Raw genomic sequence first — 25,296 nt, forward strand, 5'->3', positions numbered from 1 at the left:
TATTCAACCGGTTAACTGTCTGCGCTAAAGTGTACTTGCCAGTACACTTTTTTTCAAGAGTGCGTATTTTATGCAAATTCCATTTTTTATTTATGGGATTTTGTACCTAAATGCCCAAATATTCTCGCAATTTTACAGTTTTGTGGATGTATGATTTTCGTCAATTTCAATGGTTTGCTTCGGCGGCCAGAAAAACTCACTTGGGCGAGTCAGGAAATGGGTCATGACCAGTTTGGCGAGCGGTTTCCACTGTTCGAAACGCACCCGTCGTGCGCGTAATGCCACAATAATGGTCAGGCTGAAACTTACAAAAAGGTTAGTCAGACCAATCAGCAGAACACCCAGGAAAGAGATGATAATGAGTCCAATATCTGGACCATTAATATTGATCAGTCCTTGGATAAAGTTGGCAGAGGCAAAGGCAATATGACGAATATCTAAAGGCAAGCCAAGAATGAAACCGATGGTACCCATACTGCCCAGCATAACCCCAAAAATAAAATTACCCGCCAGTGCACCCAGATTACGTTCAATATAATCGGCAAATCGATGCAGACGTTCTTGGCCCATCAGTTGTGACAGACGCACATGAGCTCTCAGACGAGGACCGACCTTCCGATACACTGCCATATTATCGAAATAACCGGCTAATAGGCCTGACAGGAACAAACATACTCCAGCCACTGCTGCATGAGGAATCGCCAAAGAAGTAAATGGATTCAGGTCATATAAGGTTTTGGCTGCTTTGGCATGCGTCATTAATGGCTCATGTAGGGCAAACTCCCACATCAAGGCAATCAGTGCTGCAACCGGAATTGCGATGGAAATATTCCCAAGAATTGCGACAAACTGGGTCCGAATGATATTCACAATCAGTGCAGCCAGTTCAGCAATCTGGGCGGTTTTCGAACCCTTACGCTGTTGTACGGTAGAAGCGAGTGCAGCTGCAGTCATCGCCGGCTGTTTGGTTGCAACGGTGAAGTGCAGCACATGAATGAGCATAAAACCGAGCGAATAGTTCATGCTATAGCTAAAGGCCTGCATTAAAGGTGCCATCGTGACACGCGCCATTAAGACTTTCAGCGAGGCCATAAAGGCAATGATAACACCGGCACCGGCTGCCGATTTATACATGGCCAGAAAGCCTTGCTTGTCGGTACTTACATAATGTTCACCGGTTTTACTGGCATTTTCAGTCACCTGTAAAGCCAAGAGTTCACTATTGGTGGTCAGTAAAGCACGCACACTACGTTCACTATAAATTGCTTCGGTAATATCGGCGATAAACAGACCAATGGACTGATAACGCAGGTCATCGTCGTCCAGCACCATATTCAGCAGGATTTCAATCCGTTCCAGACACTGTTCCAGTAAGGCCAGCATATAGGTCAGGCTGACACTGACCCCAATCCGTTTGGTAGAGCGGCGAATTTTGGCGACAACATCGTGACACTGCTCCAGCATGACCAGAGCTTGGGAAGCATCTGGCGGCGTAATCGCATCCACCAGTTCTACCGTGTTATAGCGTTTTTTATATTCCTGGATAAATTCAATGATCTCACGGTTTTGCACCAGAAAAGGTGATTCATATTCCATGAGCTCAGGCTGAGCATTAATAAATTCAGGATGCAGACCGATCCCACTCACCCGGTAGGACAGAATCGTTAGTGCTTTAATGATCTGATCTTTGATTCGGGTTTTTTCTACCTGATTAGAATGACCCTGATTTGCAACAGCAAAAAGTCGCTGCCAGTCTGCTTCATCAAAATAATCCAGCCAGTATTTATCGGTACGCAAATAGAAAATTTTGCGGAACAATTCCTGAAGCTGCAGATGATCTGGAATCACCGGCAGGATATGTGCCCCGATCCTCTGATTCAGCTGGTTCCAAAAACCATCTAGAGAAAGAATCCCAGTATCGGAAAACAGGCTGGCTTGTTTATAACGATTGATAACTCTTAAAGTGAAACTTTGTAAGGTTAGGACTGCATTGGGAGTGAGCAGTAAGGCCCGGATAAATGCATTAAATTTTGTTTCGATTTCTTCTGTATTTCTGCTGTCTTCTGGGCGTATACGTTCTACAAGTTGGATGAGCAAATTCTCATCCAGCACCGCCTGTGGTTGTTCAAGCTGGTGCTGCATGCTTTGAAAAATATCAAGAAAATTAATATGCATAGGCGAGGTAAGCGGCTATTGAATCCGGTGAAGAGCCAGTTTGGCCAGATTAACGAGGGCCTGACGATACTCTGAATCGGGTAGTGCATTCAAGGCTTGAATTGCAATTTCTGTTTCTTCAGTTGCACGCTGGCGACAATAATCCAAGGCGCCAGAATCATTTACGATCTTGATGACTTCTGCCAAATGATCTGTTCCGCCCGTTGCAATACTGCGACGGATAATTTCATGTGATTCACCTGTAGTATTCTTCATGGCAGCAATCAATGGCAGGGTCGGTTTGCCTTCCATCAGGTCATCACCGATGTTTTTACCTAGGGTTTCAGCATCAGATGTATAGTCCAGAATGTCATCAATAATCTGGAAAGCATTACCGAAGTGACCGGCGAATTTACGTAACGGTTCACGGAACTCAGTCTTGTCGGAAAGAATAGCGGCACCTTCGGTCGCCAGTTCAAACAGGCGAGAAGTCTTGCCATGAATAATGCTCAAATAGGTTTCTTCTGAGGTTTCTGGCTGATGTTGCGATTGCAGTTGCAGAACTTCGCCTTCGGCAATTTCGCAGGTACCCGTAGAGAAGTCTTTGAGCAGGGTCATATTGTTAAGGTCGACCAACAAATCAAAGGCACGCGAAATTAGGAAATCACCCACTAGCACAGCTGTCTGATTGTTCCAGGTCGCATTGGCAGTTGGACGGCCACGGCGTAAGCCTGACTCATCCACAACATCATCATGAACTAGAGTTGCCGTATGCAACATTTCGATAATGGCGGCCAGTTTGCGATGTTGTTCCAGTTCTACGGCACCACAGGCTTTTGCTGCCAACAGGCACATGATTGGGCGCATACGCTTGCCGCCAGCTTCAACCACATGCTTGCTGACCGCCATCACCAGCGCTACTTTTGAGGTAATTCCTTCGTTAATGAATGTGTCCATCGCAGCAAAGTCGTTAGCAACAGGAGCGAGAATATCTTGCTTAAAGTCGATGGCCATGTGAAAGAAAACCTCTAGTTTGGTAAATCGCAGCGGGTAGTTTAACAATTTATAACATGAGTGAAAGCTAAGAAAAGCACAAACTCCACTAAAAATCAGCTTTTTATAGCACTTCTTTGAGTTTAGCCTAAATTTTGACATTTAAAAAATGAACAATATCTTTCCGCTAAAGTTTTTTTCTAAACATTCTCAGGCAGCTGGAAAACTCGGAATTGAGCAGCGTTTTTTGGTCAGTATATCCGGTATTAATCTTTGATTTTGAATGAATAATTTAATGATTTATAGGCTTTGTAATGGAGTTCATGATTATTTCCTTAAAATGGCTTGTTGTTTCTTATAATATCCCTTAAAATCTTTGCCCTTGTATAACCCCCAGTGGCGCGCGTTTTAAGATCGATATATTCCTTTATCGGCACGTCGACACGGGCATGTTTGGAGTACATTATGTACGCAGTAATCCAAAGCGGTGGTAAACAGCACCGTGTAGTTGAGGGTGAAACCCTTAAAGTTGAATTATTGAAAGCTGAAACTGGTTCAACAATTACGTTTGATGACGTACTTATGCTTGTAAACGGTGATAGCATTCAAATCGGTGCTCCAGTTGTAGCTGGCGCTAAAGTAACTGCAGAAGTAGTTAGCCATGGTCGTCACGACAAAATCCGCATCATCAAAATGCGTCGTCGTAAGCACTACCGTAAACAACAAGGTCACCGTCAATGGTTCACTGAGTTGAAAATTACTGGTATCTCAGGCTAATTACTAGGAGTAAATAGACATGGCAACTAAAAAAGCCGGTGGTTCGACTAAGAACGGTCGTGATTCGAATCCTAAGATGTTAGGTGTTAAAGTTTACGGTGGCCAAACTGTAACTGCAGGTAACATCATCGTTCGTCAACGTGGTACTGAATTCCACGCTGGTCAAAACGTAGGTATGGGCCGTGACCATACATTATTTGCTACTGCTGATGGCGTAGTAAAATTCGAAGTGAAAGGTCAATTTGGCCGTCGCTACGTATCTGTTGAAGCATAATTTGCTGAAATAGAAAAAAGACCCACAGTTTCTGTGGGTTTTTTTATGCATGAAGATTTATCGGCTTATAAAGCTGTGACAGCGAATGTAAATATCACTATTGAATCTTCATCATGATGAATAAAAACAGGAATTCTGCATTAATAACAATACAAAACTTCTTATTTTCTATCATCTTAGTTCGAGAAATTGGTTTAATATGAGCCATTAGATAAATAGCAATATGCAAATACAAAAAGGTGAGATTATGAGTATGCTTCGTAAAACTGTATGTGCCATAACAATCGGTACGGCGACACTGGCACCTGTCATGAGCACGACTGTATTTGCCGCAACTGCAGCGACGGAGCAGCAAGCTACTGCGAATCTGGTGAAACAGCTCAGCAATATCCGTAGCTTAACTGCAAATTTTGAACAAACGACTAAAGTCACGAATCCGAAAGCGACCCAGAAAAAAGGCTTAACCGCCCAGCACATGAACCAGACCTTTAAAGGTGTGATGAAGGTGGCGCGTCCAGGTAAATTCTACTGGGAAACTTCTAGTCCATCTAAACAGACCATTGCCACTACAGGTAAAACCGTATGGATCTATGATCCAGACTTGCAGCAAGCAGTGCGTCAGAGTCTAGACGATCAAGTGGCAAATACACCGGCATTATTATTGTCCGGCAATACCAGCCAGATTATGCAATCTTATCGCGTAACTCAGCCGAATAAAGCTAAAACCTATTACACGCTTTATCCGAAAAATACCGATGGGGTGTTTGAAAGCCTGACTATTAGTTTTGGTGCGAACAAAGCGCCTAGCTTGATGATTTTGCAAGATTCCTTAGGTCAGACTACGAATATTAAATTTAGTAATGTAAAACTGAATACCACGATTCCGGCATCTACGTTTAACTTTACTCCGCCAAAGGGCACAGACATTATTGATCAGTAAGCATCAATACACCCTAAATAAAAAAGCAACCTCCGGGTTGCTTTTTTTTGTTCCTAATCGGGATGGATTTGGAGTCATTACAAGGTTGGCGTATATCTAGAAGTTCGGGTGTTTTAGAATAAACAAAAGTTGAGTCAATGAAATTGCAAAATTTTAGGAGCTCAGGATGAAAATCACTTTATATAAAATAGGCTGGATCGGTTGTATCTTATGTTTGAATCTGGGGTTATTTGCCTGTCAGCCTCAAACCTCTTCAGTCACTACATCCGCGCAATCAGAAGACACGGGGCAAATTCAGTCCAAAACAATTCCGGTTAAAGATGCTAATCAGGTCGTGTGTGAAATCGAAGGTTGTGTGCGTTTTGATTTGCAGACTGTAGATACCAATATCAACTGGATTGATCAGTATTTTATGGAGCGGATCCAGCGTACTGAGCCGGTCGCTTTTAGCAAAGTGACCAGTAATAAAATTAAAGCAAAGGATGAGCCGAAATTTATTGATCAGCGTTCCATTCAGGTGAGTTACCTGAATCAGCATGCTCATCTAGCTACTTTTATCTTCAAAACTACTCATCAGCCTGAACGTGCCCAGTCACAATCTCATAGTGAATATGTCAATCTAGATATAAAACAGAAGAAACGTCTAGCTCTTCATCAGGTTGTGCGCGGTAATACAGATGAAAAACTGAAACAGGCTCTATATCAAGCAAATAAAGACTGGCTAGATCGCTATCAAATCACCCAGCAGAAATTAGCATTGAGCGACAATTATTATTTTGACGGTCAGGGCTTGGTACTGGTTTATCCGGCAGGTGAGTTGAGTAAGCCAATCAGTGACATGGCAGAATTAAAAGTACCTTATACGGCATTAAGCGAGATCATCCGGCCCGAATATTTATCACTTTTGCCTCAAACAAGCCTTTAAATATTGCGCTAATAAACTCCAGCCGGTAGGTCAGTCACTGTATTTTTTGACGTTAAGAGCTTACACTATAGCCAGTTTTTTTCTTATCCAAAGATTGGCTATGATCGACCCGAAATTACTTAGAAATAATATTGAGGCTGTAAATTTAGCCTTGGCAAAACGTGGTGTTCAACTGAATGTTGAGGAGTGGGCATCATTAGAAGCTCGACGTAAAGAGATTCAATCCAAAACTGAATCCTTGCAAGCTGAGCGTAATGCCGGTGCCAAGCAAGTGGGTCAGATCAAAAAATCAGGTGGCGATGCCTCTGAAATTATGGCACGCATGTCTGCGATTGGTGATGAAATTAAGGCTGCTGAAGCTGCTCTGGCTGAACTGCAAGCTGAACTAGAAGAAAAATCACTGTCTATTCCAAACCTTCCAGATGAATCTGTACCTGAAGGTAAAGATGAAAATGACAATGTGGAAGTCCTGAAATGGGGGACACCACGCGAATTTGATTTTGAAATCAAAGACCATACTGACCTGGGCGAAATGATGGGCGGTCTGGAATTTGAAACTGCGACCAAACTGACCGGTTCACGTTTCAGCGTTCTGAAAGGTCCTTTAGCGCGTCTGCAACGTGCGATTACCCAGTTTATGCTGGATACGCATACCACTAAAAATGGCTATACCGAAGCCTATGTTCCTTATTTGGTGAATGCAGATTCTCTACGTGGTACTGGTCAATTACCAAAATTTGAAGAAGACCTGTTCAAGCTGCAAGGTGAGAAAGAATTCTACCTGATCCCTACGGCTGAAGTGCCTGTAACCAACTTCGTGCGTGATGAAATCATTGATGCTGACCGTCTGCCACTAAAATATGCAGCACATACCCCATGTTTCCGTAGTGAAGCTGGCTCTTATGGCCGTGATACCCGTGGTCTGATCCGTCAGCACCAGTTTGACAAAGTTGAGATGGTGCAGATTGTAAAACCTGAAGACTCTATGCAGGCACTGGAAGAGCTAACTGGTCATGCCGAAGGTATTTTGCAGGCATTAGGTCTGCCATACCGTAAAATCATTCTGTGTGGCGGTGATATGGGCTTTGGTGCATGCAAAACTTATGACCTTGAAGTCTGGGTGCCAAGTCAAAATACGTATCGTGAGATTTCATCTTGCTCAAATATGTGGGATTTCCAGGCACGCCGTATGAAAGCGCGTTACCGTGCTGACCAGAAAAAAACTGAATTCGTACATACGCTGAATGGTTCAGGTCTGGCTGTAGGTCGTACTTTACTGGCAGTGATGGAAAACTATCAACGTGCTGATGGTTCAATTGAGATCCCTGAAGTACTGCGTCCGTATATGGGTGGCGCAACTTACATCGACTAAATATCGGTGTATGCACCAAAATGTGCATGAAAATTGCTTAGACAGTCAGATTTAAAACTTTTTGAGGCATTTTGTGGATATCTTTCCAATCTCGTTAAAGTTGCAACAGCAACCTTGTCTGATTGTCGGTGGTGGACATATTGCATACCGTAAAGCGGTATTGCTACAGAAAGCAGGGGCAGTCATTTCGGTGGTTGCCCCTGAGATCGAAGCGAGTCTGCTTGAGATTGTTCAAGCGACCGCCGGTCAATATGTTCAGGCACCTTTCAATTCTGAAATTTCTCTACGTTCCTATCGTCTGGTGATTGCAGCGACCAATGATGCTGGAGTCAACCGTCAGGTGTTTGAAGACTGTGAAGCCGAAAATGTGCTGGTCAACAGTGTTGATGATCCGCCACATTGCCGTTTCATGGTTCCAGCAATTATCGACCGCTCACCACTGATTATTTCAGTAGCCAGTAACGGTACTTCACCGGTATTGTCTCGTCAGATCCGTACTCAGCTTGAAGCTACCATTCCGCATGGTATGGGTAAACTGGCTGAGTTCTCTGGTAAGTGGCGTAGTGCAGTTAAAGCCAAGATCACTAATCCCGAGGAACGCCGTATCTTCTGGGAAGACTTGTACGCCAGCCCTTTGAAAGAACAGGTATTTAATGACAATCTGACTGAAGCTGACCGTCTGATTGAACAAGCTTTAAATGAATGGCAAAAGCCAAAAGGTGAGGTTTATCTGGTCGGTGCTGGACCGGGTGATCCAGAGTTATTGACGCTAAAAGCCTTACGTTTGATGCAACAAGCCGATGTGGTGATCTATGACCGTTTGGTCTCTGCACCAATTATGGATCTCTGTCGCCGTGATGCAGAGAAGATCTATGTCGGTAAGGCGCGGTCTAATCATGCAGTGCCACAAGAAGGAATTAATGCCTTACTGGTGAAATATGCCAGCGAAGGCAAGCGCGTTTGTCGTCTAAAAGGCGGTGATCCGTTTATCTTTGGTCGTGGCGGTGAAGAGATTGAAGAGCTGTTTGCTGCTGGCGTGGCCTTTCAGGTCGTGCCTGGCATTACTGCAGCTTCAGGCTGTTCAGCTTATGCTGGTATTCCGCTCACTCATCGTGATTATGCGCAAAGCGTGCGTTTCCTGACAGGCCATTTAAAAGAGGGTTCACCAGAGCTGCCTTGGAATGAACTGGTCTATGAAAACCAGACACTGGTACTGTATATGGGACTGGTTGGACTGGAAAAAATCTGTGCACAATTGATTGAGCATGGTCAGCGTCCAGATATGCCTGTGGCCCTAGTCTCAAAAGGCACCACACCAGAGCAAAAAGTCGTGGTGGGAACGCTCCAAGATATTGCATCGAAAGTGAATGAGCACCATATTCAGGCACCAACCTTGACCATTATTGGTGAAGTGGTGCGTTTACGTGAAAAATTGAAGTGGTCCTAAACGGCCATTGGACTCCCAAAAGTAGAGAAAAGCTGTGATCCATGTTGTTTTATATGAACCTGAAATTCCTGCCAATACAGGTAATATTATTCGCCTATGCGCAAATACGGGAGCACAGTTACATTTGGTCAAGCCGCTTGGCTTTGAACTGGATGATAAAAAACTAAGACGTGCCGGTCTCGATTATCATGAATATGCCAATATGCAGATTTGGGAAAATATTGAAGACTGTCTGGCCGATCTGGCTACTAAGGGCGTAGGTGTGGATGCGGTTTATCCACTCACCACCAAAGGTTTTGAAACCCCGCATACCTCAGAGCTAAATCGTTCTGTAGCCTTGTTGATGGGGCCTGAAACTCGTGGCTTGCCAGAGCATGTCCGTATGATGTTCCCGAAAGAGCATTGGATTCGTCTGCCAATGGCAGAGAATTCACGCAGCTTAAACTTGTCTAATGCGACTGCTGTGATTGTCTATGAAGCATGGCGTCAGCAGGGTTTTAAACCGCTTTAAGTTTATCGTACCAATTTAAAAAGCTGCCTAAGGGCAGCTTTTTTATTTTATGTAACAGATGCGGGTACATATTAGGTCTTTCAGGTAATCTTGTAGATAAGCTCTTGAGAATGTAGAAAAAAGGAACAAGATGTGAAAAAAGGATGGTTTTTAGCAGGCTGTAGTACGTTGTTGCTGGCCAGCATGATGACACAGGCTCAAGAAGCGCCACAGCAATTAGTATCATTACAAGATACAGTTCAGCCCATTACTCAGGAAGAAATCCGCCAAGGGCTGGCAGCGATGCAACAGCGCTTGAATAGCCGCATTGAGCAGTGGGGTAAAACCCTTAGCCGTGATGATTTCGAGTGGACTTGGCGTGGACGTCAGATGAAACCTGCCAAACGTCAGGAAGTTTGCGATATTTTTCAGGGCGTGGTGAATGAAATGTATCAAATGGCAGTGAAAAACAAGGCTCGGCTCAGTCCGGAAGATCAGAAACTATTATCCAATCGTGATCAGTTTATTGAAAAATTGGGCTTTCAAAATAACCGGGTAAATACCCAGATGGGCTTCGATTGTCGTCTGCAATAAGCTCAGTCTATTATCCAAGAAAATAAAAAAGGCGCATAAAGCGCCTTTTTTAGGTATGAACAATATCGATTATTCAAACTCGTTATGTTGTGGAGCAGGGTGCTTAAAGCCCTTGGTTTTATAACCCAGGTACAAAATACCGAACATCGCCCACCATAAACCGTATTTCAGTGCAGTTTCTTCAATTTCCAGCCACATCGCAAAGATGCTGATAAAACCAAGCATCGGGATGACCACAAAGCTGAAAATATCTTTTGCAGTTTTAGTACGACCATCACGCAGTGCATAACGGGAAATCACTGACAGGTTCACGAATGTAAACGCAGTCAAGGCACCGAAGCTAATCATTGAAATCACGATATCCAGATCCATGAAGCCAGCAGTTAAGGCCACTGCACCTACAATCAGAATGTTGTAGTTTGGTGTATAGCTTTTCGGACTGATATGACCAAAGATTTTCTTGTTGATCACGCCATCACGGCCCATGACATACATCAGACGAGATACACCTGCATGAGCAGAGATACCAGACGCCATTACGGTAATGATCGCAAAAGTCAGAACATAAGACTGGAACAGTGAGCCGCCTACAAGAAGCAGAATTTCTGGCTGAGTTTCAGCAATATTCTTGAAGTAAGAACCCGGTGTAGAAGGGAAGTACAGCTGCATGAAATAAGTGCTGATAATGAAAATCACACCAGCGATTAAAGCAGTCAAGAAAATCGCTTTAGGCAAGGTGTTTTCAGTATCTTTGGTTTCTTCTGCCAGAGAACTTAAAGAGTCAAAACCAGTGAATGAGAAGCACAGTAAGGTCGCACCAGTAATCAGGGCGCCTACCGAAGTCAGTTCATTCCAGAACGGTTCAAGACTCCAAAGCTGGTAACGCTGTTCAGCTGTAATCGGACCATCAGCATTGAAACCGGCCTGCAGTTTGGTAAAGACCATCCAGGTAAAGATACCGATCACCAGTAACTGTACCAGTACGATCAAACTGTTAAAGTTTGCCACGAAGCGTGCACCGCGCAGGTTCACCCCGGTCATAAAGGCAGTCAGGACGATCACCCAAACCCAGTGGTTCACATCAGGAAACAGTGCTTCAAGATAGATCACTGCCAGGATGATGTTCACCATTGGTGATAACAGATAATCCAGCCAGGAAGACCAGCCCACCATGAAGCCAATATTCGGGTGAATCGATTTTTGGGCATAGGTATAGGCCGAACCCGAAGAAGGGTAGCGGCGAATCATGTGACCATAGCTGATCGATGTAAACAAAATTGCAATTAGGGCAATGATGTAAGAAGTAGGAACATGCAAATGACTTTCTTCAGATACCAAACCAAAAGTATCAAATAAGGTCATTGGTTGAATGTAAGCTAAACCAATAATAATGATGTGCCAGAGCCCTAGCGTTTTTTGCAGTTTAGCTGCCGATTGAGTCCCAGAGAAATTTGTCAACGGCGTTATCCTCTTAATCGTTGATCAAGGATCAGTCATATTTAATAAGGATCGTTTGAGACGAACGATCCCCCCTACAATTTTCTATAAAAGCGCGCCAATCTACTTTAAAATTACGGCTTTTACTAGCTATTTTTTGAATTTAGGCCTGCACGAAATGTGCCATTCGAAGCAAAAAACGGCGATTTCCTGCAAGATAAAAGCCCGATGTCTAAAAAAACATCAGGCTTAAATTTTTCGCTATATTGGCTTATTTTTCAGTAATTACCAAGCCTTTTTTAAGATAGATTTCAAATCTTCCAAACTGGCTTCTTTTGGGTTGTAAATGATGGAACCATCATTTAATGCTTTTTCAGCAACTTCATCCAGCTGTGCTTCAGAAATCTTACCTGTTTCACTTAATGTGCGCGGTAATTTGGTCAAGCTATAGATTCGATCACGCATGGTTAAAATTGTAGCAATGGTCTTGTCTGCACGTAAGTGTGCTGGTGTTTGTGCATAGATGTCTGCACCCGCCAATGGCAGCAGCAGCTCGGCAATCTTGTCGCCATTCACTTCCTTGTTGTATTCCAGTACATAAGGCAGGAACAGATTCATACATAGGCCATGCGGCAAATGCGCGACTGCACCTAGAGCATGTCCAAGGGAGTGCACCAGACCCACCATTGAATTGGAGAAGGCAATACCAGCCATGGTAGAGGCCTGAGCCAGCTCCAGACGACCTTGAGCATCAGTTGGGTTGTCGAGTACGTTAAACAGGTTGGCACTGACTTTTTTCACTGCAGCTGTGGCATAGGCATCGGAAATTGGATTGGCTGCCATACAGGTATAAGCTTCTACCGCATGAGTCATCGCATCCATGGCTGTCATGGCAGTTAGATGCGGTGGCAGGGTCTGAGTCATACGTGGATCCAGAATCGCTGCATGCGGCATCAGGTAGTAGGATGCAAATGGCATTTTCACATTCTTTTCAGTATCCGATACCACAGCAACCATCGTCACTTCAGAACCAGTTCCTGAAGTCGTAGGAATTACGAAAAATGGCTTCAGCGGTTTAGGCAGGTTATGCGCACCAGAATATTTGAGTAAGTCGTCACCACCTTCAGAGACCAAAATATTGGTCGCTTTTGAAGTATCAATCACTGAGCCACCACCCACGGCAATAATGGCATCGCAATCATGATCACGATAAAGCTGTGCTGCGCTGCGCACTGTACCTAAACTGGAGTCTGGCGGGACATCATCGAAAATCGCTGCAATTTTGGCATCGGTCGATTCAAAAGCAGCTTCAATCGGTGCCAGCAGGTTATTGGCACGTACACCTTTATCGGTAATGATCAATGGACGTTTGGCACCTAAAGTGGCCAGTTCAAAAGGAATGTGTTCTAACGCGGCATGACCAGCAATTACTTTGACTGGACAGAAAAATTCATAATAAGGTTTTGCCATGTTATACACTCCGTTTCAAATAAGATTGAGCGACTTTTAAGTAGATGCTGCTCGCTTCCATGATTTTATCTTTGAATCCCAGATTATTCGGGTATTCTTTTACTGCCAGTTGCGCCACCATTTTCGGCAAGATCAGCGCTTCCATTTTATTCAGGCAACGTACCAGACGGATCGCATAGGAAATATCACCATCGGCAACCATGCGGTCATTGGCAAAGGCCTGAGACGTGCTTTCCTGAAAGGAAAACACCAGAAAGGCATGATGCAGATGCTTAAAAGTAATGGTCAGGTTTGGCTTGATATTGCTTTCTTTGACCAGTTCCAGCTGATGTTGTTCCGTGACCCGGGCAACGAAGGCCGGGCCATGTGGAAAAACATTCATTGAAAGCCTAAAATTGGCGGGAAACTGGACAACTTCCTGTTTGATTTCTGGGTCTACCTGACTTGCCATGACCAGGCCACGGCCAATGATATCCATCATCAGTTTGACATAGGCAAGCTGCAAAGCGGGTTTTACGGATTTTGTCGCAATCACGTGATGATCCCTATCTTGATATTATTGGTTTAGAGTAATTACTCTAATTTATTTATTATTAAAATGCAAAGGCTTTATCTTTGCTCGACGTTCACCTGCTTAAAGTAACCGCTGCTGCTTAAAGTTTCAATAATTTCAACACACAAGTCATTAAACTTTGGCGGGTTGCTGACGAGGTCATTAATTCGCACCATTTCCAGGCCTGCATAGCCGCACGGGTTGATGGTATGGAAACCAGTCAGGTCGCAATCAATATTTAAAGATAAGCCATGATAGCTACGGCCTTTACGGATTTTAAAGCCGAGAGAACCAATTTTACGTTCATTCACATAGACGCCCGGAGCATCGGGTTTGGCATAGGCTTCAATCTCATGCTTTTTAAGTAGTTCAATCATCAGGTTTTCGGCATAAGACACCAATGTACGGACATTCCAGCCCAGACGGTTCAGGTCAAACATAAAGTATGCGACGAGTTGACCAGGACCATGCCAAGTGACTTGACCACCACGGTCGGTTTGAATGACAGGAATATCAGTTGGAATCAGGATATGTTCCGGTTTACCGGCCTGACCTTGGGTCAGTACATCATGGTGCTGCAAAATCCATAACTCATCAGGCGTATTTTCATCACGGTTTTCCGTGAAGCTTTTCATTTCCAGAAAACGGTCTTCGTAGGGAGTCAGGTTATTATATTGACGGATAATCAGGGAGGGTTTTTGAACCGCAGCTGTCACAGTGTGCGTCCTTAGAAAATTAAATCATACTGCAAATAATTATAATGATTTCAGCAATAGATAGGGGAGAGATTCGTAGTAATTGTTGGTGAGCTAGTCACACACATAAAAAACACGCCCGAAAGCGTGTTTTTTAATTTGCCAAGGTTGGAGCAGAATAATCTTAAAGTGCAGTCTTGATCAGTGGGCAAGCTGCAAGATCAGCATATAAGGCATGCACCTGTTCCAGTTCAAGGAAACGTAGCTGAGCAGTGATCGAATGATATTTACCAGTACGGGATGGAGTGATGCTTACGCTATCGCCATCAAAGTCAGGGAAATGCTTGGTAAAAATCTCAACGACTGCATCCAGCAGTTCTTCACCTGCCAGGCCAATGAGTTTGATTGGATAATCCATTGGAAAAACCCAAAGATCTTCGCGGAGTTCACGAGATGGTGTACGGTCTAACATGTAGTCCCCCTATTCGAAACGCCTGCATAGCGCAGGCGTTTGGGTGTATTGCAATACAAAATGGAGACGAGAGATGAAATTTCAAGTCTCCAAAATTGTATTAAATCTTAATCATTTTCCAGGAATGAACGCAGGTGTTCAGAACGGGAAGGGTGACGTAACTTACGCAGTGCTTTCGCTTCAATCTGACGGATACGTTCGCGGGTTACATCGAACTGTTTACCGACTTCTTCTAAAGTATGATCCGTTGGCATGTCGATACCGAAACGCATTTTCAGGACTTTCGCTTCACGTTCAGTCAGGTTTTCCAGTACTTCGCGAGTCGCTTCTTTCAAGCCTTCTGAAGTTGCAGCATCAACAGGAGAGGTGATGTTGCTGTCTTCAATGAAGTCACCCAAATGCGAATCTTCATCATCACCGATCGGTGTTTCCATCGAAATCGGTTCTTTAGCGATTTTCAGTACTTTACGAACCTTCACTTCATCCATTTCCAGACGTTCGCCCAGTTCTTCCGGAGTCGGTTCACGGCCCATTTCCTGAAGCAATTGACGAGATACACGGTTGATCTTGTTAATCGTTTCAATCATGTGCACTGGAATACGAATGGTACGTGCCTGATCCGCGATTGAACGGGTGATCGCCTGACGAATCCACCAGGTTGCATAAGTCGAGAACTTGTAACCACGACGGTATTCAAACTTGTCTACCGCTTTCATCAGACCGATGTTACCTTCCTGAATCAGATCCAGGAACTGCAGACCACGGTTGGTATATTTCTTCGCGATCGAAATTACCAGACGTAAGTTTGCTTCAACCATCTCTTTCTTGGCACGACGCGCTTTCGCTTCACCAACTGCCATACGTTTGGCAATGTCTTTGATGTCACGAACTTTAAGATCAAGGTCTTTTTCGATATCTGCAATTTTTTGCTGGAAGGCCAATACGTCAGGACGTACTTTTTCCAGATAAGCTTTCTGATCAGCAGGCGCTTTTGCAATTTGCTCATCTAACCAGGCTGGATTCGATTCCTGACCCGGGAAAGTGGTACGGAACTGGGTACGGTCCATACGGCCACGACGGACGGCATAACGCATCACTTCACGTTCTGCACCACGGATCTGGTCATGTGTGCCACGAATCATTTCAGAAATGATATCGAACAGACGCGGCGTGAACTTGAACATCATGAACACAGTAGCAAGCGCTTGAAGTGCTTCTTCTGCTTCTTTGCTGTTACGGCCGTGTTTTTCCAGTACCGCTTTGGTATTTTTCCAGGCATCAGAAAGTTCGGCAAAACGAACTTTGGCAATTTCTGGATCTGGGCCTGAGTCACCTTCAGAATCGTCATCGCTATCAGACTCTTCATCTTCCTCGTCATCATCCAGTTTTACATCTTTGGTTGACTTGGTCGTTGCTTCTTCGTCTTCTTCGATTTCAGCGACTTCTTCCAGGACTTCTGGAATTTCTTCATCTGATTCAGGGTCTAAATAACCTGACAGAATGTCAGCAAGGCGGCGTTCGCCAGCTTCATAATCTTTGTATTCTTGTAGTACAACTTCTACAGCATTCGGCCAGTAAGCAATAGAGTGAAGAACGTCTCGGATACCTTCTTCAATGCGTTTTGCAATGCTAATTTCGCCTTCACGCGTTAAAAGTTCAACGGTACCCATTTCACGCATGTACATACGTACAGGGTCAGTCGTACGACCTGGTTCGTTTTCTACAGATGCAAGTACAGCCGCAGCTTCTTCTTCTGCAACTTCATCAGCAGCTTCTGCAGTATCCTCGAACATTGCATCATCAGATTCAGGCGCACGATCATGGACAGGAATACCCACATCATTCAGCATTTGAATGATGTCTTCAATCTGTTCGCTTTCTGTGATGGAGTCCGGGAGATGATCGTTAACCTCAGCGAAGGTTAAGTAACCTTGTTCTTTGCCTCGGCTAATCAGAGCCGCTACTTGAGAAGTAGGGGAAGTCATATCGCTCATCTTTGCTTACTCTTCGTTGAATCTGTGGCAGTGAAAAACCGTGCATGATAGCACAATTCACCTGAAATAGTTTTGGAATTGATCAGTCAAGCATGATTTTATAAATATGTTTGAATAACAATTGAATATCGATATTGGGTCTAAGTTTATCTTTTCAAGTGTATTTCCCAATCTAATTTTAGAAACGTCCCTCATCCATGGGATAAAAAGCGTTCACTATCTAACCAGCTAATAAATACACAATTATGCTGTAGAAAAACAAGAGCTAACTAGTATAAACATACAAAATATATAAATAAAACTTGACAAGTTTTTAAAGGCAAGATAAATAGCGCCTAGACCCATTTACATTTTTCACTACGAGGTAGTTTTAGTGTCTTCGACAGATTTTGAACTAGATGATAGCTACGGTGATGATGATGTTAATTTCGATGAGGCATCGAGTAAGCTAAGTGCGAAAGAGTCGTTGGAAAAACGTCGTCTGATTGATGATCTGCTCTCGCAACGCCGCCTGGAACGCGAACTCAAAGATTTTGATTATGACTTCGACGATGATGACGACTTTGACGACGAAGATTAACGAATTCAGATTTAGCATAGCCTGAATAAATGCTATGCTAATCCTTTCGGTTTTCTAAGTTTGGATGTTAAATGAGTGCTTTAGATTTAGACCTGTTGAGTGAATATCTGGATGGCGACCAAAATGAGTATGGTCTGGATTTTGCGGCAACTCATGGTTTCTTATGTGCTATCGCAGTAGGCCCGCAATTTGACAAATGGATGGATGAACTTTTTGAAGGCAACCAGAAAAAAGTGCCTGCAGAAATCATCAATCAGGTTAAAGCATGGTTAGAGTCAATCCGTCAAAGCTTGGCCAATGAAGAAGGGATCACTTTCCCGTTTGAAATTGAAGAAGCAGATACCGAATCAAGTCTAGGTGACTGGAGCGTGGGCTTTGTAGATGCCATGTTCCTAAACGAAGAAGCCTGGTTTACAGAAGAATTTGAAGAACAGTTGGTCGATTTAACGCTGCCAATTATGGTATTCAGTGGCATCGATGAAGAAGATCCGCAAATGGAATCTTTCCGTCGCAATGGCCAATTAATGGATGAGCTTGCAGAAGAGATTCCAGAAAACTTGAATGAATTATATCTGATGTACCACACACCAGAATAAGTCATGCCCCGCCATGAAAAAGCACCGTCAGGTGCTTTTTTTAGCTCAGGTGTTTTGTACAACGTTTGGACTAGTGGATGATTTAATCTAAGGTTTATGATCAGCACCGGTACGCTTGCTCAAGCTGTAACGCGCATAGCCATTGTAGGCGATATGAAATAGCAAGGCATGTAAAGCAATACTTGCAGCTACCAGAAACGAATTTGGCCCGCGTCCTGTATAGGCCATCCTTCTATAGATTTCCTCCGTCTGCGGATGCAGCCAGATGACTATAAACAAAAAGATAAATCCGAAGGTCATGGCAATAATCGTGGAACCCCAGACCAGTCTGCTTTTCTCTTCCTGGGTGGGTAGTCGGAGTTCTTTTTTTACAAAGTACCGGGCGCTGAGAAAGGCGGAGGCAATCAGGGCAGGAATCAGCAGAATGGCGCCCAGATTGAACACGTAGATGAGTATGCCGACTATTAAGACCAGAGTCAGATAAACGGTGGCAAAATATTTAAGATAGTGCGACATCGTTTTAGCCTCCTTATGCTGAGGTCTCTTCAGGATGGACGATTTTTACGTTGATGTCTACGGTATAAAACCCAGCCCATGATGATCACGACAATCGCAATAATCACATAACTGACCTGACTGAAGATTTTGTGCATCAATTCCTGATTTTCACCAAAATAAAAACCGACACAGGCCAGGAACGTGGTCCAGATAACAGTACCTAGTCCACTATAGAACATGAATTTCCAGAAAGGCATATGGCTCATGCCAGCCGGGATACTGATGAGGGAACGTACTGCCGGAACCATCCGGCCAAAGAATACAATCCGGTGTCCATACTGCTCGAACCATTCCAGAGATTTTTTCACGTCTTCAGATTTGATAAACAAGAATTTTCCATATCGGTCTATGAATCTGAAAATACTGTCGTGGTTAAATTTATAGCCAATCCAATAGAGCAATGCCGCTGCCAATAACGAACCGATACTGCCTGCAATAATGACTCCAACCAGCAGTAATTCTCCTTGAGATGCGGAATAGCCGGCAGAAGGCATAATAATTTCAGAGGGGATCGGGGGAAAGACATTGTCAAGAAACATGAGCAAGGCAATGCCCCAGTAGCCCAGCTGTTCCATGACAGAAATAATCCATTCAGTCAGATTCATAAAATTGGCAAAATAAAAAATACTGCTTGTATCCTAAGCAGTATTTTTAAGAGGGTAAAGTTAAGTTATATAAATGGCCAAGTGCGGATTAACTATGGGTTAAGGTATAAATGTAAACTTTACGTAAGCTGTAAGCCAGGCAAACTGGCAGAGCACTGAGCAGTAAATAGTGTGCTGCTGTAGCCTCAATATGGTAGCCAATAAACAGGGCAAGAATGGCACCAATGATAGTTCCTAAGATCACAATAAACAGATGTGATTCTGCTTCTAGCTCATCTGTCAGTTGGGTAATACATTCCAGTTTTGTATTTTCTTTAGGTTGGAATCTAACAATATTATCTGGATCCCGAGCAAGTGAATTGGCCATTTTGTTTTCCTTTTCATTTAAAAAATTAATTAATAATGAAAGACTTATGGTAACAAAGTAATGTGATATAAAGACTATCAAGCTTAGCTGTAAAAATATGCTGTTCTTGGTAAGGGATTGGTAAGTTTTTTATTGCAGATGTAATGCTTATGTAAACAAAAAGCCCTCCGAAGAGGGCTTAGATATTTTTAGTTACAAAACTGGAATTAGAGACGTTTACGTTTTGCAGCCAGAATTTGCGATTGACGCATACGGAAACCTTCTTTTTGTTTCTCGGTAGTTTTATCGATGCAGTACACACAAGATACGCCGTGTTCATAACTTGGCAGCGCTGCCTCTTCAGGTGTTAATGGCCAGCCACACGCATGACATTTGGTATTTTGACCTTCTTCCACACCATGTGTAACTGCAGTACGGCCATCAAATACGAAACATTCACCTTCCCAAAGACTTTCTTCAGCTGGAGTTTCTTCTAGGTATTTCAGAATACCGCCTTTCAGGTGATACACCTCTTTAAAGCCTTCCTGAAGCAATAAAGAAGTTGATTTTTCACAACGAATACCACCGGTACAGAACATGGCAATTTTCTTATCCTTGTGCTGTTCCAGGTTCTTTTTCACATATTCAGGGAATTCACGGAAAGTTTCAGTTTTTGGATCGATTGCGCCTTTGAAGGTACCGGCTTTGTATTCGTAATCATTACGGGTATCAACCAGAATCACATCATCACGTGCAATCAGCTCATTCCATTCTTTAGGATCAAGATAATGACCAACCAGATCACGTGGCTTAACCGGCACACCTAAAGTCACAATCTCTTTTTTCAGCTTGATCTTCATTTTACGGAATGGTTTGTCAGAGCTATGCGACTCTTTGTATTCCATTTCGTTGAAGCCTTCATCAAGCAGAAACTGATGTACTTTGTCGATGGCTTCACGGTTACCCGCAACAGTCCCGTTAATGCCTTCACCTGCCACAATTAGAGTACCGCAAAGGTTGATGGTTTTTACCAAGTCTAAAAGACGTTGTTGCAGACCCTCAGGATCTTGAACTTCTTTGAATTGATAAAGTGCGGCAACAACCCAACCAGTCGTCGCTTGCTGTTCTACAGGTGCAAGCTGTTCTACAGTAGCGTTCATGGAATACTCCAACGTAGCATGATAATTTGAAAGGCGCATATTTTAACGTGATTTGAATGAATAAGCGAGTAAAAGGCCGGGTTTTAACGGACTTCAAATCGATAGGGAGAGCGTGTATAGTCATGCCGACCCAGGATTTTGATGCAATGATGCAGATGCTGGAAGTTGCAGCACAGTTGGAGTAAGTTTTGAGTTCGGATCGTCGTATTGCATCTTTGACCCCTTGCGCAGGGCGTTGCTCAACCGTATTTGGTGATGCGGTCTGTCGTGGTTGCCGCCGTTTTAATCATGAAGTGATTCACTGGAATAGTTATAACGCAGATCAACATACTGCGGTCTGGCAGCGGCTGGATGCACAGCTAGATCAGATTTTGGTCCCGATGCTGCCGATGGCGAATCTGGCCAAAGTGGAAACATTTGTCCTGTCTAAACGGGTGCGTCTACGTGAAGATGCGACTAAAGGTCGTAAGCTTTACCATGCCTTAAAACTCTGTGAAAAGAATCGTCATTTTACTGATGAAAGCGGTTTAGGCATTCATTACAAACAGGTGCGCCCGCTTTGGGATGAATTCGAACGTCGGGTACTGGCACTCGCCAAAGCCAGTTATGACCTGGCTTTTTTACGGGCAGATGGGATCAGCCAGCATCTGATTCATATGCAGGAAGAGGACTAAGTCCTCTTTTTTATTTAGTAAAATCATGATAGCTGAGGAAATGGCATGAATATCAGTGAATATATTCTCTATTGTCTGGCCGTCGTTATCATGATTGCCACACCTGGGCCTGTGATGTTGCTGGTCGCTAGTGCTGGACTGAAAGGTGGCTATAAGCATGCTTTGCAGACCATTTTCGGGACGAATTTTGCTTCTCTGGTATTGATCACCTTTTCTATTTTTAGCTTAAAAGGCTTATTGGTCATTAATGAAAACTGGCTGAATGGCATCAAGCTGCTTGGCTGTTTATATATTGCCTGGCTGGGAATCCAGATTTTCCGGGAAGTCTGGCAAGGGCAGGGTTCAACCAGTTCACAAGGCTTGCAGCCAGTACAGGGTGGCTTCCGAACCGGTTTTCTGGTAGGGATCTCCAACCCCAAAGATATTATTTTCTTTGCTGCGTTTTTCCCGCAGTTTATTGGCATTACTCCAAACTTAGATTCCAGCTTAGTGATTCTGACGATCAGCTGGATTGTGCTGGATTTTTTGACTCTGTCATTAGTTTATTTAGGCTTTCAACGCTTTGCTAAATCCAGGCTGTATCCTTATTTGCTTGGTTTGTGCGGTTTGATTTTATTAGTAGTCGCAGTCTATGGAATATTGTCTGTACTCATCTAAAAATATTTATATAAAATAAAAATCCCGGTCTTAAGCCGGGATTTTTTATCTTTACGTCTTAGACATTGTGCTGCTGGCGGTAATGCACCAGTTCATCAATAGTGATCACGGTCAGCTGATGAGTCTGTGCATAAGACAATACCTGAATACCAGAAGCCATGGTGCCATCTGGATTGGTCAGTTCACACAGAACCCCGGCAGGTTTCAGTCCAGCCAGGCGTGCAAGATCAATCGTACCTTCGGTATGACCACGACGGGTCAGCACACCGCCTTCACGGGCACGTAAAGGGAAGACATGCCCTGGGCGATTCAGGTCACTGGCGACAGCGCCGTCTTTAATGGCTGCTTTAATCGTGGTGGTACGGTCTTTGGCAGATACACCAGTCGTCACACCTTCCGCAGCTTCAATGGTGACAGTAAATGCAGTTTTAAACTGGCTAGAGTTATCCTGCACCATAGGTGGCAGTTCTAAATGATTGGCCAGTTCATCAGTCAGACATAGGCACACAATACCGGAACCATCACGAATCATACGAGCCATGGTTTCTACAGTCAAAGTCTCTGCTGCAATGATGAGGTCGGCTTCATTCTCGCGGTCAAAGTCATCCATCACCAGAACAGGTCTGCCTTGGCGGATGTCTTCGAGTGCTTGTTGGATGCGCTGTTCAGCGGGAGCTAAAGCGGAAAAGAAAATTTCGGGTTGAATCAAACTTGACATTGAAACGCTCACGTAAAGTAAAAGTACGATTGAACATTTCAGGACATAGTGAAAATAGGCTTATAGCAAAACAGTTTCATGCCAGGCATAAAACAGGGTGTACTGCTTTCGTCTTCTTTCATCCGGACTATACCGTCGGCTCTGGATTTGCACCAGATCTGCAGATCAATCGAAATTGACCGCTCGTGGGCTGATTTAGGAATAGAGATTTACTACCCTGAAATTACCACCGGTGGGGAATCTCACCCCGCCCTGAAGCGATGTAGGGCCATTATAGTCCTGATTTTTAAAAGATGGGATAGTTTGGCCAGTCACGAATTTGCAGAATTTCAGATAAGCAAAACAGATTATCTGAATTACTACAGTCCTTTAGCAAAAAACTGGAAACATGTTATGTTGCTATTAACAATAGAAATTGATCAATCATTCTGACAATGAAGAAAACCGAGCTGATCCATAATAATCCATTTTCTCCCTTGCTGTTTTGTGATGCAAAGGTTTTGCGTTATCTCAATATTTTGGGCGTTGCGCTGATTGCAGTCAGTTTGCTGTATTTAATGGCTGCGAACTGGTGGATGCTACCGAATCAGGTACAGTTAGCAATTCCAATGCTGGTTTTACTCTGTAGTGCAATAGCCAGCATTTACTTTAATCAGCGGGAATGGATCAGACAGAGTCTGGATACTGTATCTGGCCTGATGCTGGGCTTAAGTCTGGTGGTGATTGGGCAGATCTATCAGACTGGTGCGGATAGTTATCAGTTATTTCTGCTCTGGGCCGTATTGCTGTTGCCGTGGCTATATCGACCAAATATCGGGGTTTTTGCCATGCTTTGTGTGGTCAGTCAGCTGGCATTGTATTTTTACTTTAAGCAAAGTTTCTGGATGATACGGGCAGAAGGATTATATCTACTGACTTTGAATCTACTGACGGCCATCAGCTTTGCCTTTGCCATACGTTATTATTCGTTACTGCGATATCTGTTTATTGCATTCATTATCATGATTTCGATCAGCAGTATGATGCAGTTTACCCATCATTTTCAGCTGATCTATCTGGCTTCTTCAGTTGTTCTACCAGCAGGGGCTGCATTTTATTTTTATCGTAAGCATCAGGCACTAGAAACCATTTTACTGATTGCAGGCTTGGCTGCCAGTTTGAGCCTATGGCTGTTTGAACTGGTGGACGATCAGCTTACCAATTCAGCAGCGGGCTTATTTATCTTGGCAATGCTGATCTTTGGCTGGTTTGCGATGATCAGTTTTGCCCTAAAGAAAATTTTTCCACAAACCAAATTCTCCGTCATTCCTTTGGCACTTGGTGCATGGATAGCTGGAATTATTCTGGCAGTCTTATTACTGACCTATTGGAAAGCAGTTTCAATTGTTTTAGGTCTCATTTTTATTGGCATCGCTTGGAAATTATTAAGTCAAAAGAATTCCATATTTCTACGTCAGTTTGCCTATTGTCTTTGGGTTTGCGGGCAAGCTGCGGTATTAATTCATACGGAACTGCTCACCGATAGTCTGTTTATAGTGTGGCTGTTGCAATTAATGATGCTGGCTCTGACTGTGATCAAACGGATGCACTGGTTCATTCTAACCTTACAGCTCTTGATAGCTCATGCTTTAGCAATTGTGGTTTTGGCATTAGAGAATTCCTTTAAGCATGATGATATTGTAATCACGCTTGCCCTAAGCTTGAACTATGTCATTTTTATCGGGCTAATTCTAACCGCTAGATATTGGCAGTCCTCAATTTATCAGAAAAGTATTCTGCTCTGGATCATTGCTATGCTGACAGGTTCAGCCGTGGTTCAATCTGTGACTGGATTAGAGCACTGGCAGGGCATCGGGCAGATCAGCCTTGACCACGTTCTGCTGTTTTATGTTCTTCCGAGCTTATTGTTGCTTGGTTTTATCTGGCAAAACTGGCAGCAATTTTCTGAAAAATTGCTCTGGCTGATTCCTGTATTTGGCATCTTACTCATTCTGTTGGGCTATTTTGAGATTTTTATTATTATGCTGCTTATGGCATGGGTAGTAGTCTATCAGCAACGACTTATACAGGCACTTACCATTTTATTGCTGATCTTCTGGCTATGGATGCTGTATTACAATCTGGGTTTAAGCTTTCTGTTTAAAAGCATCAGTATCTTTGCTTCAGGGATACTGGTCTTGTTACTGGTCTATATTTTAAAGGAGTCAAAACTACAACATGATCAAGGAGAAGCAAGATGAAAAAGTTTCTTCCTTTGCATCTGGCTATTTTCAGTATTGCCTTATTTTGTGGATTGATTGCGCAACATGAATGGCATCTTCGAGATAGCCAAAGTATTTATGTGGAGCTGGCACCAGTAGATCCGCGATCAATTCTGCAAGGAGATTACATGGCTCTGAACTATGATCTGCATTTTAGTGTACTAGCAGCGGAGAATAGATCAGAACAATCAGAACCTAAAATCAGTATTCAAGATTTTGAAAACCAGCCCCGTGTACTAAGCTATGTACAGCTTGATGAGCAAAGAAGAGTTGTCAAAACCAGTTTTGATCAAAGTGCATTGGATCAGCCACGCTCAGTGCGATTAATTCTGAAGAATCCGCGGAATACCTTTGAAGGCTTATATCCGGCTGCCAACAGTTTTATGTTCGCCGAGGGACTTGAGTCTTGTTATCGTAATGCTAAATTTGCCGAATTAAAGCTAAAAGAAAATGGAGAAACTTTGTTGGCTGACCTGGTAGATCAAAATCTTAAGTCCTTAAACTGTGAGAACCGAAAAAGCTGGTGGCAGGGGCGTTAGTTTTATTTTAATCAG

The 25,296-nt window shown here is 43.5% G+C and carries 28 protein-coding genes and 1 riboswitch; of the genes, 15 read left to right on the top strand and 13 right to left on the bottom strand.

Translation table 11 applies throughout. The features are described from left to right. Nucleotides 1-132: 132 nt before the first annotated feature. Together FTV25_RS02635 and sdsA are read right to left on the bottom strand one after the other, a co-directional pair. Nucleotides 133-2,175: a site-specific recombinase gene (locus tag FTV25_RS02635; RefSeq protein WP_180002129.1), complete on the bottom strand. Its 2,043-nt coding sequence runs from the start codon at nt 2,173-2,175 to the stop codon at nt 133-135. 15 nt (nt 2,176-2,190) lie between these two features. Further along, nucleotides 2,191-3,168: an All-trans-nonaprenyl-diphosphate synthase gene (sdsA, locus tag FTV25_RS02640; RefSeq protein ID WP_004784900.1), complete on the bottom strand. Its 978-nt coding sequence runs from the start codon at nt 3,166-3,168 to the stop codon at nt 2,191-2,193. A 444-nt stretch (nt 3,169-3,612) separates the two neighbouring features. Between sdsA and rplU the strand changes: the two genes are divergently transcribed. From rplU to FTV25_RS02680, 8 genes are all read left to right on the top strand, one after another. Continuing rightward, nucleotides 3,613-3,924, top strand: coding sequence for a 50S ribosomal protein L21 (gene rplU / locus FTV25_RS02645; RefSeq protein WP_004784898.1), 312 nt, complete (start codon nt 3,613-3,615; stop codon nt 3,922-3,924). A gap of 19 nt (nt 3,925-3,943) precedes the next feature. After that, nucleotides 3,944-4,198: a 50S ribosomal protein L27 gene (gene rpmA, locus FTV25_RS02650; protein ID WP_004784896.1), complete on the top strand. Its 255-nt coding sequence runs from the start codon at nt 3,944-3,946 to the stop codon at nt 4,196-4,198. A gap of 247 nt (nt 4,199-4,445) precedes the next feature. After that, complete coding sequence (gene lolA, locus FTV25_RS02655; protein ID WP_004784895.1) at nt 4,446-5,138, top strand: outer membrane lipoprotein chaperone LolA; 693 nt, start codon at nt 4,446-4,448, stop codon at nt 5,136-5,138. 166 nt (nt 5,139-5,304) lie between these two features. Continuing rightward, nucleotides 5,305-6,063 (top strand): DUF3298 domain-containing protein, encoded by a 759-nt coding sequence (locus tag FTV25_RS02660; RefSeq protein ID WP_180002128.1) that lies wholly within the window; start codon nt 5,305-5,307, stop codon nt 6,061-6,063. Between the two features lie 100 nt (nt 6,064-6,163). Beyond that, nucleotides 6,164-7,435, top strand: coding sequence for a serine--tRNA ligase (serS, locus tag FTV25_RS02665; protein ID WP_180002127.1), 1,272 nt, complete (start codon nt 6,164-6,166; stop codon nt 7,433-7,435). A 73-nt stretch (nt 7,436-7,508) separates the two neighbouring features. Next, entirely contained in the window at nt 7,509-8,882 is a 1,374-nt protein-coding gene (cysG, locus tag FTV25_RS02670) for a siroheme synthase CysG (protein ID WP_180002126.1), read from the top strand. Nucleotides 8,883-8,916: 34 nt separating this feature from the next. Further along, nucleotides 8,917-9,393 (top strand): tRNA (cytidine(34)-2'-O)-methyltransferase, encoded by a 477-nt coding sequence (locus FTV25_RS02675; protein ID WP_180002125.1) that lies wholly within the window; start codon nt 8,917-8,919, stop codon nt 9,391-9,393. Between the two features lie 183 nt (nt 9,394-9,576). Further along, complete coding sequence (locus tag FTV25_RS02680) at nt 9,577-9,966, top strand: hypothetical protein (protein ID WP_180002158.1); 390 nt, start codon at nt 9,577-9,579, stop codon at nt 9,964-9,966. Nucleotides 9,967-10,035: 69 nt separating this feature from the next. On the opposite strand, the gene FTV25_RS02685 is transcribed toward FTV25_RS02680, so the two are convergent. The 6 genes from FTV25_RS02685 to rpoD all read right to left on the bottom strand — a co-directional run bounded on the left by FTV25_RS02685 (nt 10,036) and on the right by rpoD (nt 16,587). Continuing rightward, the gene (locus tag FTV25_RS02685) at nt 10,036-11,424 is read right to left on the bottom strand and encodes an APC family permease (protein WP_004784881.1); all 1,389 of its coding nucleotides are present in this window, start codon (nt 11,422-11,424) and stop codon (nt 10,036-10,038) included. A gap of 264 nt (nt 11,425-11,688) precedes the next feature. Further along, nucleotides 11,689-12,873, bottom strand: coding sequence for an iron-containing alcohol dehydrogenase (locus FTV25_RS02690; RefSeq protein WP_034170151.1), 1,185 nt, complete (start codon nt 12,871-12,873; stop codon nt 11,689-11,691). A gap of 1 nt (nt 12,874) precedes the next feature. Beyond that, nucleotides 12,875-13,408: a hypothetical protein gene (locus FTV25_RS02695; RefSeq protein ID WP_180002124.1), complete on the bottom strand. Its 534-nt coding sequence runs from the start codon at nt 13,406-13,408 to the stop codon at nt 12,875-12,877. A gap of 74 nt (nt 13,409-13,482) precedes the next feature. Continuing rightward, nucleotides 13,483-14,142, bottom strand: coding sequence for a lipoyl(octanoyl) transferase LipB (gene lipB / locus FTV25_RS02700; RefSeq protein WP_159123448.1), 660 nt, complete (start codon nt 14,140-14,142; stop codon nt 13,483-13,485). Nucleotides 14,143-14,305: 163 nt separating this feature from the next. After that, nucleotides 14,306-14,593: a YbeD family protein gene (locus FTV25_RS02705; RefSeq protein ID WP_180002123.1), complete on the bottom strand. Its 288-nt coding sequence runs from the start codon at nt 14,591-14,593 to the stop codon at nt 14,306-14,308. A 107-nt stretch (nt 14,594-14,700) separates the two neighbouring features. Continuing rightward, nucleotides 14,701-16,587, bottom strand: coding sequence for an RNA polymerase sigma factor RpoD (gene rpoD, locus FTV25_RS02710; RefSeq protein WP_180002122.1), 1,887 nt, complete (start codon nt 16,585-16,587; stop codon nt 14,701-14,703). Between the two features lie 373 nt (nt 16,588-16,960). Here rpoD and FTV25_RS02715 point away from each other — a divergent pair, with 373 nt between their 5' ends. After that, nucleotides 16,961-17,167, top strand: coding sequence for a PA3496 family putative envelope integrity protein (locus FTV25_RS02715; protein ID WP_004784869.1), 207 nt, complete (start codon nt 16,961-16,963; stop codon nt 17,165-17,167). A 71-nt stretch (nt 17,168-17,238) separates the two neighbouring features. Next, nucleotides 17,239-17,763: a YecA family protein gene (locus FTV25_RS02720; RefSeq protein ID WP_004784868.1), complete on the top strand. Its 525-nt coding sequence runs from the start codon at nt 17,239-17,241 to the stop codon at nt 17,761-17,763. Between the two features lie 87 nt (nt 17,764-17,850). Here the strand turns inward: FTV25_RS02720 and FTV25_RS02725 are convergent, their stop codons facing one another. The 4 genes from FTV25_RS02725 to FTV25_RS02740 form a co-directional block, all read right to left on the bottom strand. Then, nucleotides 17,851-18,279 carry an ABZJ_00895 family protein gene (locus FTV25_RS02725; protein ID WP_159123450.1) on the bottom strand — a complete coding sequence of 143 codons (429 nt, stop codon included), beginning with the start codon at nt 18,277-18,279 and terminating at the stop codon, nt 17,851-17,853. A gap of 29 nt (nt 18,280-18,308) precedes the next feature. Further along, on the bottom strand, nt 18,309-18,926 hold the full coding sequence (locus FTV25_RS02730) for a DedA family protein (protein WP_159123451.1): 618 nt from the start codon (nt 18,924-18,926) through the stop codon (nt 18,309-18,311). An 88-nt stretch (nt 18,927-19,014) separates the two neighbouring features. After that, nucleotides 19,015-19,293, bottom strand: a complete 279-nt coding sequence (locus FTV25_RS02735) for an FUSC family protein (RefSeq protein WP_180002121.1) — start codon at nt 19,291-19,293, stop codon at nt 19,015-19,017. 206 nt (nt 19,294-19,499) lie between these two features. After that, nucleotides 19,500-20,432, bottom strand: a complete 933-nt coding sequence (locus FTV25_RS02740; protein WP_004784858.1) for a rhodanese-related sulfurtransferase — start codon at nt 20,430-20,432, stop codon at nt 19,500-19,502. A 56-nt stretch (nt 20,433-20,488) separates the two neighbouring features. On the opposite strand from FTV25_RS02740, the gene FTV25_RS16030 reads away from it, so the two are divergent. The 3 genes from FTV25_RS16030 to FTV25_RS02750 are packed head-to-tail and all read left to right on the top strand — an operon-like array spanning nt 20,489 to nt 21,763. Beyond that, the gene (locus tag FTV25_RS16030; RefSeq protein ID WP_257218376.1) at nt 20,489-20,617 is read left to right on the top strand and encodes a hypothetical protein; all 129 of its coding nucleotides are present in this window, start codon (nt 20,489-20,491) and stop codon (nt 20,615-20,617) included. Nucleotides 20,618-20,620: 3 nt separating this feature from the next. Continuing rightward, nucleotides 20,621-21,106: a DUF1289 domain-containing protein gene (locus FTV25_RS02745; protein WP_179992824.1), complete on the top strand. Its 486-nt coding sequence runs from the start codon at nt 20,621-20,623 to the stop codon at nt 21,104-21,106. A gap of 45 nt (nt 21,107-21,151) precedes the next feature. Then, nucleotides 21,152-21,763, top strand: a complete 612-nt coding sequence (locus FTV25_RS02750; RefSeq protein WP_180002120.1) for a LysE family translocator — start codon at nt 21,152-21,154, stop codon at nt 21,761-21,763. Nucleotides 21,764-21,821: 58 nt separating this feature from the next. On the opposite strand, the gene ribB is transcribed toward FTV25_RS02750, so the two are convergent. Next, nucleotides 21,822-22,481, bottom strand: a complete 660-nt coding sequence (ribB, locus tag FTV25_RS02755; protein ID WP_159123456.1) for a 3,4-dihydroxy-2-butanone-4-phosphate synthase — start codon at nt 22,479-22,481, stop codon at nt 21,822-21,824. Between the two features lie 106 nt (nt 22,482-22,587). Beyond that, nucleotides 22,588-22,744, bottom strand: a riboswitch (FMN riboswitch). A 171-nt stretch (nt 22,745-22,915) separates the two neighbouring features. Between ribB and FTV25_RS02760 the strand changes: the two genes are divergently transcribed. Together FTV25_RS02760 and FTV25_RS02765 are read left to right on the top strand one after the other, a co-directional pair. Beyond that, on the top strand, nt 22,916-24,721 hold the full coding sequence (locus FTV25_RS02760; protein WP_180002119.1) for a DUF2157 domain-containing protein: 1,806 nt from the start codon (nt 22,916-22,918) through the stop codon (nt 24,719-24,721). Continuing rightward, entirely contained in the window at nt 24,718-25,281 is a 564-nt protein-coding gene (locus FTV25_RS02765; protein ID WP_180002118.1) for a GDYXXLXY domain-containing protein, read from the top strand. The genes FTV25_RS02760 and FTV25_RS02765 overlap by 4 nt, the downstream gene beginning before the upstream one ends. The last annotated feature ends 15 nt before the right edge of the window (nt 25,282-25,296 follow it).

The sequence above is a fragment of the Acinetobacter sp. YH12249 genome, from assembly GCF_013417475.1.
In the GTDB taxonomy this organism is placed as follows: domain Bacteria; phylum Pseudomonadota; class Gammaproteobacteria; order Pseudomonadales; family Moraxellaceae; genus Acinetobacter.